Source organism: Pseudomonas sp. ES3-33, assembly GCF_000952175.1.
GTDB classification, from domain to species: domain Bacteria; phylum Pseudomonadota; class Gammaproteobacteria; order Pseudomonadales; family Pseudomonadaceae; genus Aquipseudomonas; species Aquipseudomonas gregormendelii.
In genome coordinates, this window is record NZ_JZRI01000154.1 from 89,367 (window position 1) to 101,307 (window position 11,941).

Below are 11,941 nucleotides of genomic sequence, written 5' to 3' on the forward strand. Positions count from 1 at the left end.
GGCAGACCTCAGCGGTTGGCGTCAGAGTGAGTCATGGCGGTGTAGAACAGCCAGGACACCAACAGGATGATCAGGAAGTACACCAGCGAGAAAGCCGCAGCCGGGCCAAGGTCGAACTGGCCGATCGCCATCTGGGTCAGGGTCTGGCTGAGGAAGGTGGTGGCGTTGCCCGGGCCGCCGCCGGTCAGCACGAACGGCTCGGTGTAGATCATGAAGCTGTCCATGAAGCGCAGCATTACCGCGATCAGCAGTACGCTTTTCAGCTTGGGCAGCTGGATATGGCGGAACACTGCCCAGGCCGAGGCCCGATCGATCCGTGCCGCCTGGTAGTACACGTCCGGGATCGCCCGCAGGCCGGAAAAGCACAGCAGCGCCACCAGCGAAGTCCAGTGCCAGACGTCCATCACCAGCACCGTGACCCAGGCGTCCATGGTGTTCGCCGCATAGTTGTAGCTGATGCCCATGGCATTGAGGCTCGAACCCAGCAGGCCGATGTCGGCTCTGCCGAAGATCTGCCAGATGGTGCCCACCACGTTCCACGGGATCAACAGCGGTATCGCCAGAATGATCAGCACCAGCGACGACCAGCGGCCCTTGGTCGGCATTGTCAGCGCGATCGCAATGCCCAGGGGGATCTCGATCAGCAGCACACAGCCGGAGTAAATGAACTGGCGCAGCAACGAGTCATGCAGCCGCGGGTCAAGCAGCACCTGCTTGTACCAGTCGGCGCCGACGAAGTACCGACTGGATTGATCGAAGATGTCCTGCACCGAATAGTTGACCACGGTCATCATCGGGATCACTGCGCTGAATGCCACCAGCAGGAACACCGGCAACACCAGCCACCAGGCCTTGTTGTTCTGCACCTTGTTCATGGCTGCGTCTCCAGCAGGTAATCATCGGCATAGACCATCAACCACTGGGCCGGGAAACTGATGTAGGCAGTGCCTTGCGGCACCGGCTTGTCTTCGGCCAGGCGTACTTTCAGCGGGGCGCCATCGAGGTTCAAGGTCATGATCTTGTAGGTACCGAGGTCTTCGACGTGTACGACTTTTGCCTGCATCGCGTCATCGAATGGCTCGTCCCACACATGGACGAACTCCGGACGAATGCCAACCTTCAGGGTCTGCCATTCGGATTCAGCGATACGCTGCTGTTGCGCTTCGGACAACGGCAAGTGGGTCGAAGCAAACCCGACGCCCCCAGGCTGGGGCTGCACGTCGATCAGGTTCATCCCGGGGCTGCCGATGAAATAGCCCACGAAAGTATGGCTCGGCCGTTCGAACAGCTCCCGCGGAGTACCGAACTGCACGATCTGGCCGCCGTACATCACGGCGATCTTGTCGGCAAAGGTCGAGGCCTCCAGCTGATCGTGGGTGACGTAGACCATGGTGATGTTGAACTGCTCGTGGATCTGCTTGAGCTTGCGCCGCAACTTCCACTTCAAGTGCGGATCGATCACGGTCAGCGGCTCATCGAACAGGATCGCGGAGACGTCATCGCGGACCAGCCCGCGGCCCATGGAGACTTTCTGTTTTTCGTCAGCGGTCAGGTTGCGCGCCTTCTTGCCCAGCAGCGCCTGCAGGTCGAGGACCTCGGCAATCTCCTGGACCTTGCTGTGGATTTTCGCTTCGGCCATGCCCTGGTTGCGCAATGGAAAGGCCAGGTTGTCGAACACCGTCATGGTGTCGTAGACCACCGGGAACTGGAACACCTGGGCTATGTTGCGCTTCTCCGGAGTCAGGTCGTTGACGACTTTGCTGTCAAACAGCACCTGGCCCTGGGACGGGCTGAGCAGGCCGGAAATGATGTTGAGCAAGGTCGACTTGCCGCAGCCCGAAGGGCCGAGCAAGGCGTAGGCGCCCCCCTGCTCCCAGATGTGATCCATCTCGCGGATCGCGTAGTCCTCCGGACCGCTCGGCGTGCGCGTATAGCTGTGGGCGAGGTTCTGCAAGCGGATCTCGGCCATCAGGCAGCCCTCGCGATACGGCGCCCGGGTGCCTGGACCAAGCGGCCCTGGGCATCGAACACAAACAGTTTGTGGGTCGGGATATAGATGCGAATCGGCGCGTCGACGTCGTATTCGTGAACCCCGGGCAAGTGCAGCACCAGCAGGAAATGTTCGTTGCGCACGTGCAGGAAGGTTTCCGATCCGCTGATTTCCGCCACCTCGACCGTTACTGCCAGCTCCAGGTCATCGTCGTTGCTCGGCACCAGGGAAATATGACTGGGCCGCACGCCAAAGCGGTATTCACCCTCACCGACCGGTCGCAGGTCGACGTTCAGCGGGAAGTGCACGAAATTGGCGAAGCTGACTTCATTGCCGGCAATGCGCCCGGGCATCAGGTTGATCGGCGGCTCGGAGAACAGTTCTGCCGCCAGCACACTCTGCGGCTGGTGATAGACCTCGGACGACTTGCCACTCTGGATCACCCGTCCTTCGTGAAGAATGGTCGTGGTGCCGCCCAACGCCAATGCTTCATTGGGTTCGGTGGTGGCGTAGATCGCGATGGTGTGCCGGGCCTTGAACAGCTCGCGCATTTCCTGGCGCAGCTCTTCGCGCAACTTGTAGTCGAGGTTGACCAACGGTTCGTCGAACAGGATCAGTTCGGCATCCTTGACCAGGGCACGAGCCATGGCAGTGCGCTGTTGCTGGCCACCAGACAGTTCGAGCGGATGGCGCTGGAGGAACTTCTCGATGCGCAGCATCTTCGCCGTTTCCTGAACCTTGCTCTCGATCAGGTCCCTGGACACCCCTGCCTGGCGCAAAGGCGAGGCGATATTCTCGAACACGGTCATGGTCGGGTAGTTGATGAACTGCTGATACACCATCGAGACGTTACGCAGACGCACCGGGCGTTGGGTGACGTCGACGCCGTTCATCAGGATGCGCCCGCTGTCGGGCTTGTCCAGGCCGGCCATCAGGCGCATCAGGCTAGTTTTGCCGGACAGCGTGCGACCGAGCAGAACGTTGAAAGAACCGGCTTCAAAATTCAGGCACGCATCGTCGATCCAGGTCTGGCCTTCGACGGTGCGGCTGACGTGCTCCAGGGTTAACGACATGGCTCGGCCTTTTTATTATTGGAGTCAAGCGACACAGGCTGTAGAGCGAGTTTCATGCCAGGAAATGCAAGTCGTTGAACCACTGGGAAAAACGCCAAACTGGCGAGCAGCCGCGGTTCAATGCTGAACAGAAATGAACAACCGCCAATGAACAATTGAACAGATGGTCGGTTGACAATGAACAATAGTGAACAACACTCTATGCACCGTTCACGGTCCCTGTAGGAGCTGCCGAAGGCTGCGATCTTTTGATCTTGATTGTGAGTCTTCAAATGAGCTGGAAGATCAAAAGATCGCAGCCTTCGGCAGCTCCTACGGGGATAGCGTTGACCTAAAACAACAATAAAAGTCAGCTCAGAGATCGCCTGCCATGGCCGTACCTGCCTCGCCGCTCTCCCATGACGCCATCATTCAGGACTCCTGGTCCCGTTGCCGCGCGTTTGGCCTGGACCATCAAAGCGCCCCGGCCTTCGATCAGCTGCCGGCCGCTGACATAGCGCAACTGCTGGAGAGCCAGCATTCACTGGTACAGACCACCCATCAGGAGGTCCTGCCCTACTACGAGAACATCCTCAGTAACTCCAACTGCCTGATCATGCTCGCCGACAATCAGGGCCAGGTGCTGACATCTTGGGGGACCCAGCGATTCATCGAGCCGACACTGACCCGAGGCTTCAGCGCCGGGGCCAGCTGGATGGAGCGCTGCAGCGGAACCAACGCGATCGGCACCGCGCTGGCCTGTGAGCAGGCGGTGCATATCGAACACGATGAACATTTCCTCAAGGCCAACCGCTTCATGACCGGCTCCGCCGCGCCGATTTTCGATGCCGAGCGCAAAGTGATCGCCGTGCTGGATGTGTCAAGCGACAGCTACCTGCCGCCGTCACACACGCTGGGCATGGTCAAGATGATGAGTCAGACCGTGGAGAACCGGCTGATTCTCAACCTGTTCCACGGCCAACACTTCCAACTGACCTTCAACACCGGTTTGAACAACCTCGACAGCCAGTGGGCCGGCTTGCTGATTTTTGATGAGAGCGGCCAGGTGCTGTCGGCCAATCGACGGGCGGACAATCTGCTCGGCATCAGTCTGTCGCGAGTGAGCGTCGAGAGTCTGTTCAAGGTCTCATTGCTGGAACTATTGAATCAGCCGGATGATCTGCCCTTCGCGCTGCAGACCTCGGGACGCAATCGCTTCCAGTGCCTGTTGAAACGGCCCAAGCAAGTGCCGGTCAAGGCTCGAGTGTTCGTCGAGCAACCAGCAGTACCATCGGCTGGGATCAGTCTCAATACCTTGCACTTTGGCGACAGCCGGGTGGAAAAAGCCGTGCGCCAGGCCGAGCGGTTGCTGGAGAAGGACATTCCGCTGCTCATCCACGGTGAGACCGGTGTGGGCAAGGAAGTTTTCGTCAAGGCTCTGCACCAGGCCAGCTCGCGCAGCAAACAGGCGTTTATCGCGGTGAACTGTGCAGCGATCCCCGCCGAGTTGGTGGAGTCTGAACTGTTCGGCTACGAAAAAGGCGCGTTCACTGGCGCCAACCAGAAAGGCAGCATCGGGCTGATTCGCAAGGCCGACAAAGGCACCCTGTTCCTCGATGAAATCGGCGACATGCCGCTGCCGACTCAAGCACGTCTGTTGCGGGTGTTACAGGAGCGTTGCGTGCAACCGGTGGGCAGCAGTGAATTGTTTCCGGTGGATATTCGAATTATTTCGGCGACCAATCGATCCCTGCGCGAACAGGTTCAATTGGGCCGGTTTCGCGAAGATTTGTATTACCGCATCGGCGGGTTGACCCTGGAGTTGCCGCCGTTAAGGGAACGCAGTGACAAGCAGGAGCTGTTCAAACGATTGTGGGAACAGCATCGCGAACCGTCGCAGTGGGCGGGTTTGAGTCGTGAGGTGCTGGAGTTGTTTGCTCGCCACCCGTGGCCGGGGAATTTGCGCCAGGTCAGCAGCGTGATGCAGGTGGCGCTGGCCATGGCCGAGGAGCAACCGGTGCGCCCGGAGCATTTGCCCGATGATTTTTTTGTCGATATGCAGATGGAGCCGGTGGATGGACCGGAGCCGCTGGCAGTGGATCTGGATGATGCCGAGGATTTAAATCGGCAGTTGCAGGCAGTGGGCGGGAATATTTCGCACCTGGCCCGGCGGTTGGGGGTTAGTCGTAATACGCTTTACAAGCGGTTACGTCAGGCCGAGTGATGAATCAATTCACGATGGGCGTAGCAAACTCATTGCCTTAGCTGAGTTGAATCACCTCTTGCAGTGCTGCGTCCATTTGTCCAGCCTGGACATTGCCAATTATTGAAAGATCGGCTCGGCATACGTCGCTGACGCGGCTTGAAGGGTGCGCAGGCCAAGCAGCACGATGACCACCATTATTAGCCCTGCGGCAATGGCTACACCGAACCCTGCTCGTGCACCATAAGTATCGATGATCAAGCCCGATAGTACTCCACCGAGCGCTACGCCTATGCTGATACCCGTTGTCATCCATGTCAGTCCTTCGGTGATCCTAGACGGCGGAACAATGATAGTACCGAGGTTCATGACGACGACCATAGTGGGCGCAAATGACATACCTGCCACAAACAGCATCCCCGAAAGGATGTAGACGTCCGGTGAGAAAATGGGCAACACGGCTGTGACTGCTGTTATCAGAACTCCGATAAAGAACTGCTTTTCAATCGGTAAGGAAATCCTTATCGCGCCGAACGTCAGGCCCGCAATCATTGAACCGAGCGCATAGGCTGCCAGGGTGAAACTGGCGGACGCTGGCCAGCCTTGAGCGTTGGCGAAGGCAACAACCGCAACGTCGATTGATCCGCCAATCACACCCATGGCCAAGAGCGCCAGCACGATGGTACGAACGCCGGGGATAAGCAGGATCGAGCTAGCGTTCCTTTTAACGCCAACGACCACCTTCGGTTCTGTCTGCCGTTGCATAAGAAAAGCCGTCACGCCGACAACCAGCAACAAGACGGCTACAAGCGGCCCGGCTTCGGCGAAAAAGCTGACGCTCAAACCAATGGCGAGTGGTGGGCCGATGATAAAGGCGAGTTCAGTTAGAACCGTGTCCAAAGAGAAGGCCGTGCGTAATTGCGGCTTGCCGCGGAAAAGTTGCGTCCAGCGTGCTCTTATCATCGAGGGCATGCTCGGCATCGTGCCCGCCAATCCCGCAAGAATAAAAAGCAGTGGGGCCGGAGCCCTCAGAGAGACAGCAATGATTAGCGCCAGCAACATGCCAATGCTGAAGGCCGTCACAAACGGCAGAACCCGACTCTGGCCCCGTTGATCAACGAGTTTTGATACGTGCGGGCCGATTAGCGCATTCGCCAAGGTAAAAGTACCGGCAACCGAGCCCGCCAGCCAATAAAGACCCGTCTGCTGCACCAACATGGTAATGACGCCGATGCCGATCATTGCCTGGGGCAGACGGGCAATGGAACTCGCGATCACTAACCCCATGACGCCCGGGGTGGTGAGAAGTTCGCGATAAGGATTAGCCATGATTTGTCCTTTCTGAATTTAACACTGATAAGTAGCCCACAGTATTTGACGCAACTAATGGGAAGGTATCGGTGACCGGATGTTGTTATTCAGCTGAGCACTTGGCCCTCAAAGATAAGCGCCGTTGACCCCGGACCGCGCGCAACCTGCTCTTCGAAGAAATTGTGGATGCACACATGATCGGGATACTCAGAAGTAATCAGGTCTTGCACATTAACCTCCCAGAAGCGAAAACGGCATTTCTAAAGTTAATTGCACCTGAATCGCGGACAAGTGCTAGCTCAAGAAATATCATCCATTGGATCACACACTTCTCTTACTTAACCACGCCTGTCTTTACTAAAAAACCAAAAAGGAAACTTCCTACTCGCTCTTCGGAAAAACCTCACAAAAAAACTAACGAACTTATTGCCAGTTCGAAACGCCGAAACGACACACAAAGTCAACCACTGAAGACTAACCGCTGCACACGTTGAACAACGCCAACACTTCTTACCACTAAAATGCGTTTACCCCTCGACCACACGCACCCAAAAAACAAAAACCCGCACAAGGCGGGTTTTGTTTTCAACGACGATCGCTATCAGTCAGCCAAACGCCAGGTAGTCCCGCCCTTGCCATCTTCCAGCACCACGCCCATGGCGGTGAGCTGGTCGCGGATGCGGTCCGATTCGGCCCAGTCTTTACCAGCCCTAGCGGCCAGACGCGCAGCAATCAGCGCATCGACTTCAGCCGCATCAACCCGCCCTTCAGCGCCAGCCTGCAGGAAGTCATCGGCCTCAAGCTGCAACACACCCAGCACACTGGCCAGTTCCTTCAGGCGCGCCGCCAGACCCGCCGCCGCGTCGATATCTGTATCCCGCAAGCGGTTGATCTCGCGGACCATCTCGAACAGCACCGCACAGGCTTCCGGTGTTCCGAAGTCGTCGTTCATCACCTGGGTGAAACGCTCGACAAAGGCTTCGCCGCCGGCCGGAGCAACACTCGGCAGGCCTTTCAAGGCGTGATAGAAACGCTCGAGTGCGCCCTTGGCGTCCTTGAGGTTGTCTTCGGAGTAGTTGATCGCGCTGCGATAGTGGCTCGATACCAGCAGGTAACGCACCACTTCCGGGTGGTACTTTTCCAGCACGTCGCGAATGGTGAAGAAGTTGTTCAAGGACTTGGACATCTTCTCGCCATTGATGCGAATCATGCCGCAATGCATCCACGCGTTAGCGTAGGTCTTGCCGGTGGCCGCTTCGCTCTGGGCGATTTCGTTTTCATGGTGCGGGAACTCGAGGTCACTGCCGCCGCCATGGATATCGAAGGTCTCACCCAGGCAGCAGGTGGACATCACCGAGCACTCGATGTGCCAGCCCGGACGACCGTCGCCCCAAGGCGATGGCCAGCTTGGCTCGCCCGGCTTGGTGGCCTTCCACAGTACGAAGTCCAGCGGGTCCTGTTTCGACTCGTCGACTTCGATACGGGCGCCGATGCGCAGGTCTTCGATCTTCTTGCGCGACAGCTTGCCGTAACCCATGAACTTGGCCACGCGGTAGTACACGTCGCCATTGCCCGGTGCGTAAGCGTAACCCTTGTCGATCAGGGTCTGGATCATGCTCAGCATGCCCGGAATGTGATCCGTGGCACGCGGCTCCATGTCCGGCTTGAGGATGTTGAGGCGCGCCTCGTCCTCGTGCATGGCGGTGATCATGCGCTCGGTCAACGCGTCGAACGGCTCGCCGTTCTCCCGCGCCCGGTTGATGATCTTGTCTTCGATATCGGTGATGTTGCGCACGTAGGTCAGGTTGTAACCGCTGAACCGCAACCAGCGGGTCACCAGGTCGAACGCGACCATGCTGCGGCCGTGGCCAATGTGGCAGTAGTCATACACGGTCATCCCGCAGACGTACATGCGCACATTGTTGCCATCCAGCGGCTTGAAGACTTCTTTGCTCTTGGTGAGCGTGTTGTAGATCGATAGCACTTTAGTTGTTTCCTTGAATCACTGGCCCCACGAATCACGCAAGGTCACGGTGCGGTTGAATACCGGATGACCTGGTTTCGAGTCCTTGATATCCGCGCAGAAGTAACCTTCGCGCTCGAACTGGAAACGGTCTTCCGGCTGTGCGTTGCCCAGCGAAGGCTCGGCACGACAACCGGTGAGAACTTGCAGCGATTGAGGGTTGATGTTGTCCAGGAAACTGGCGCTGTCTTCGGCCTTCTCAGGATTCGGCGAGCGGAACAGGCGATCGTACAGACGCACTTCGCACTCGACGCTGGCCGCGGCCGGCACCCAGTGCACCACGCCTTTGACCTTGCGGCCTTCAGGGTTCTTGCCCAGGGTTTCGGGGTCGTAGGAGCAACGCAGTTCGACGATGTTGCCGTCGGCGTCCTTGATCGCTTCGTCGGCACGAATGACGTAGCTGCCGCGCAGGCGTACTTCGCCGTTGGGTTCCAGGCGCTTGTAGCCTTTTGGCGGCTCTTCCATGAAGTCTTCACGGTCGATGTAGATTTCCCGAGCGAATGGCAGGACGCGCACGCCCATGTCTTCCTTCGGGTGGCACGGCAGTTCGAGGTTCTCGACCTGGCCTTCCGGGTAGTTGGTGATGACCACTTTTAATGGACGCAGGACGCACATGGCGCGCGGTGCGCTGTGGTCGAGGTCATCACGAATGCTGAATTCCAGCATGCCGAAGTCGACCACGCCATCGGAACGGTTGGTGCCGACCATGTCGCAGAAGTTGCGGATCGATTTGGGCGTGTAGCCACGGCGGCGAAAGCCCGACAGCGTGGACATGCGCGGATCGTCCCAGCCATGCACGTGCTTCTCGTCCACCAGTTGCTTGAGCTTGCGCTTGCTGGTGATCGTGTAGTTCAGGTTCAGGCGGCTGAACTCGTACTGGCGCGGGTGGGCCGGTACCGGCAGGTGCTCGAGGAACCACTCGTACAGCGGACGGTGGCTTTCGAATTCCAGGGTGCAGATCGAGTGGGTGATGCCTTCGATGGCGTCCGACTGACCGTGGGTGAAGTCGTAGTTGGGGTAGATGCACCACTTGTCACCGGTCTGGTGGTGGTGGGCGTGACGGATGCGATACATGATCGGGTCGCGCAGGTTCATGTTCGGCGAGGCCATGTCGATCTTGGCCCGCAGTACCCGCGCGCCGTCCTGGAACTCACCGGCTTTCATGCGCGCGAACCAGTCGAGGTTCTCTTCCACGGAGCGATCACGAAACGGGCTGTTCTTGCCCGGCTCGGTCAGGGTGCCGCGGTATTCCTTGGCCTGCTCGGGGCTCAAGTCATCGACGTAGGCCTTGCCGGCCTTGATCAGCTCGACTGCCCAGTCGTGCAACTGGTCGAAGTATTGCGAGGCGTAGCGCACTTCGCCGGACCATTCAAAGCCCAGCCACTTGATGTCGCTTTCGATCGCGTCGATGTATTCCTGGTCTTCCTTGGCCGGGTTGGTGTCGTCGAAGCGCAGGTGCGTGACGCCGCCGAATTCCTGGGCCAGGCCGAAGTTCACACAGATCGACTTGGCGTGACCGATGTGCAGGTAGCCGTTGGGCTCGGGCGGGAAACGGGTGACGATCTGCGTGTGCTTACCCGAGTCCAGGTCCGCCTGGATGATCGGGCGCAGGAAATTGGCCGGCACGGCTGGGCCGGTCTTGGAATTCGAGGTAGGTTCGACAGTGGGCTTGCTCATAGGATCCTTGAACGTACAAGTGCGCGGCCGCAGACGGGGCCTGACAAATCAAAGCCGCTATCATAGCCGATGCCGTCAAGCTGCTGACAGAGCAGGCCCGAAAACGGCTGCATTTAATCGCCTGCAAATGAAAAACAGCCTCGAAATTCGCGTCTGTCGCGCTAAACTGCGTTTCTTGGCCCAATACAGGCTGAACCGGTTGCAGGCTCCAATGCCCAAAACCACGAATTCATTGAAAACGCTTTATCTCATGAAGCTTTAATTCATCAAGAGTACCGATCATGACCCAAGTCAAACTGACCACCAACCATGGCGACATCGTCCTGGAACTGAACGCTGAAAAGGCACCGCTGACCGTTGCCAACTTCATCGAATACGTCAAGGCAGGCCACTACGAAAACACCGTGTTCCACCGCGTCATTGGTAACTTCATGATCCAGGGCGGCGGTTTCGAGCCAGGCATGAAAGAAAAGAAAGACAAGCGCCCAAGCATCCAGAACGAAGCCGACAACGGCCTGCCGAACGTCAAGTACAGCGTAGCCATGGCCCGCACCATGGAGCCGCATTCGGCTTCCGCGCAGTTCTTCATCAACGTGGCCGACAACAGCTTCCTCAACCACAGCGCCAAGACCACCCAGGGCTGGGGCTACGCCGTGTTCGCCAAAGTGGTGGCCGGTGAAGAAGTAGTCGACAAGATCAAAGGTGTTTCCACCACCATGAAGTCCGGCCACCAGGACGTTCCCGCAGAAGACGTGATCATCGAGAAAGCCGAGATCATTGAGTGATACTGCTGATTTCAGACTTACATCTGGAAGAGGAGCGCCCGGACATTACCCGGGCGTTTCTGGATTTGCTCACCGGGCGCGCCCGCTCGGCGAGTGCGTTGTACATCCTCGGCGACTTTTTCGAAGCGTGGATTGGCGACGATGCCATGACCGCCTTCCAGCGTTCCATCTGCCAGGCCCTGCGCGATCTCAGCGACAGCGGCACGGCCATTTTTCTGATGCACGGTAATCGCGACTTCATGCTCGGCCAGGCCTTCTGCAAACAGGCCGGCTGCACGCTGTTGAAAGACCCGAGCATCGTGCAACTCGCAGGCGAACCGGTGCTATTGATGCACGGTGACAGCCTGTGCACCCGCGACGAAGCCTATATGAAGCTGCGTCGCTACCTGCGCAATCCCGTCACCCTGTTCATCCTGCGCCACCTGCCCTTGGGCACGCGGCACAAGCTGGCGCGCAAACTGCGCAGCGAAAGCCGGGCCCAGACCCGAATGAAGGCCAATGACATTGTCGATGTGACCCCCGAGGAAGTGCCGCGGGTGATGCAGCAATACGGGGTGAAAACCCTGATCCACGGCCACACTCACCGCCCAGCCATTCACAAATTGCAGATTGGCGAGCAGGCGGCCAGGCGCATTGTGCTGGGGGACTGGGATCGCCAGGGGTGGGCGTTGCAGGTCGATGAGAACGGGTTTGCGTTGGCCCCGTTTGATTTTACAGCCTCTTAAGTTCAAAAGATCGCAGCCTGCGGCAGCTCCTGCAGGGTCATGTGTACACCTGTAGATACTCTGTTACCGGTCAAGCTTTCAGCAGGTGTTTTTCGCTGAAAAGCTTGGCCGTGTCGAAATCTTCTCCTGCGCGTATGCACGCCCACAAGCCTGTCAGGTATTTGCGCATAACCGC

General features: G+C 58.2%; 9 protein-coding genes and 1 pseudogene. 3 read left to right on the forward strand and 7 right to left on the reverse strand.

Going from position 1 to position 11,941, the window contains the following annotated elements; all coding sequences use genetic code 11:
* Positions 1 to 8: 8 nt before the first annotated feature.
* Genes UB23_RS26625 through UB23_RS26635 form a run of 3 tightly spaced genes read right to left on the reverse strand, consistent with a single transcriptional unit; the run spans position 9 to position 3,063 of the window.
* Complete coding sequence (locus tag UB23_RS26625) at positions 9 to 875, reverse strand: carbohydrate ABC transporter permease (RefSeq protein ID WP_033057091.1); 867 nt, start codon at positions 873 to 875, stop codon at positions 9 to 11.
* On the reverse strand, positions 872 to 1,969 hold the full coding sequence (locus UB23_RS26630; protein ID WP_045062326.1) for an ABC transporter ATP-binding protein: 1,098 nt from the start codon (positions 1,967 to 1,969) through the stop codon (positions 872 to 874). The genes UB23_RS26625 and UB23_RS26630 overlap by 4 nt, the downstream gene beginning before the upstream one ends.
* Entirely contained in the window at positions 1,969 to 3,063 is a 1,095-nt protein-coding gene (locus tag UB23_RS26635) for an ABC transporter ATP-binding protein (RefSeq protein WP_045062327.1), read from the reverse strand. The genes UB23_RS26630 and UB23_RS26635 overlap by 1 nt, the downstream gene beginning before the upstream one ends.
* A 370-nt stretch (positions 3,064 to 3,433) precedes the next feature.
* Between UB23_RS26635 and UB23_RS26640 the strand changes: the two genes are divergently transcribed.
* Positions 3,434 to 5,266, forward strand: coding sequence for a sigma-54-dependent Fis family transcriptional regulator (locus tag UB23_RS26640; protein ID WP_045062328.1), 1,833 nt, complete (start codon positions 3,434 to 3,436; stop codon positions 5,264 to 5,266).
* A 99-nt stretch (positions 5,267 to 5,365) separates the two neighbouring features.
* On the opposite strand, the gene UB23_RS26645 is transcribed toward UB23_RS26640, so the two are convergent.
* The 3 genes from UB23_RS26645 to UB23_RS26655 all read right to left on the reverse strand — a co-directional run bounded on the left by UB23_RS26645 (position 5,366) and on the right by UB23_RS26655 (position 10,256).
* A complete protein-coding gene (locus tag UB23_RS26645; RefSeq protein WP_045062330.1) occupies positions 5,366 to 6,574 on the reverse strand; it encodes an MFS transporter in 1,209 nt (402 codons plus the stop codon).
* A 583-nt stretch (positions 6,575 to 7,157) separates the two neighbouring features.
* On the reverse strand, positions 7,158 to 8,540 hold the full coding sequence (cysS, locus tag UB23_RS26650) for a cysteine--tRNA ligase (RefSeq protein WP_045062332.1): 1,383 nt from the start codon (positions 8,538 to 8,540) through the stop codon (positions 7,158 to 7,160).
* An 18-nt stretch (positions 8,541 to 8,558) separates the two neighbouring features.
* On the reverse strand, positions 8,559 to 10,256 hold the full coding sequence (locus UB23_RS26655) for a glutamine--tRNA ligase/YqeY domain fusion protein (RefSeq protein WP_045062335.1): 1,698 nt from the start codon (positions 10,254 to 10,256) through the stop codon (positions 8,559 to 8,561).
* 281 nt (positions 10,257 to 10,537) lie between these two features.
* On the opposite strand from UB23_RS26655, the gene UB23_RS26660 reads away from it, so the two are divergent.
* Positions 10,538 to 11,041, forward strand: coding sequence for a peptidylprolyl isomerase (locus UB23_RS26660; RefSeq protein ID WP_045062337.1), 504 nt, complete (start codon positions 10,538 to 10,540; stop codon positions 11,039 to 11,041).
* On the forward strand, positions 11,038 to 11,766 hold the full coding sequence (lpxH, locus tag UB23_RS26665) for a UDP-2,3-diacylglucosamine diphosphatase (RefSeq protein WP_045062339.1): 729 nt from the start codon (positions 11,038 to 11,040) through the stop codon (positions 11,764 to 11,766). The genes UB23_RS26660 and lpxH overlap by 4 nt, the downstream gene beginning before the upstream one ends.
* 70 nt (positions 11,767 to 11,836) lie before the next feature.
* Here the strand turns inward: lpxH and UB23_RS30950 are convergent.
* A pseudogene (locus UB23_RS30950) lies at positions 11,837 to 11,941 on the reverse strand (IS110 family transposase); the annotation flags it as partial.

Bases quoted from the DNA above. Each gene is read 5' to 3' on its own strand.
- UB23_RS26625 (WP_033057091.1), bottom strand. From the start codon at position 875: ATGAACAAGGTGCAGAACAACAAGGCCTGGTGGCTGGTGTTGCCGGTG.
- UB23_RS26630 (WP_045062326.1), bottom strand. From the start codon at position 1,969: ATGGCCGAGATCCGCTTGCAGAACCTCGCCCACAGCTATACGCGCACG.
- UB23_RS26635 (WP_045062327.1), bottom strand. From the start codon at position 3,063: ATGTCGTTAACCCTGGAGCACGTCAGCCGCACCGTCGAAGGCCAGACC.
- UB23_RS26640 (WP_045062328.1), top strand. From the start codon at position 3,434: ATGGCCGTACCTGCCTCGCCGCTCTCCCATGACGCCATCATTCAGGAC.
- UB23_RS26645 (WP_045062330.1), bottom strand. From the start codon at position 6,574: ATGGCTAATCCTTATCGCGAACTTCTCACCACCCCGGGCGTCATGGGG.
- UB23_RS26655 (WP_045062335.1), bottom strand. From the start codon at position 10,256: ATGAGCAAGCCCACTGTCGAACCTACCTCGAATTCCAAGACCGGCCCA.
- UB23_RS26660 (WP_045062337.1), top strand. From the start codon at position 10,538: ATGACCCAAGTCAAACTGACCACCAACCATGGCGACATCGTCCTGGAA.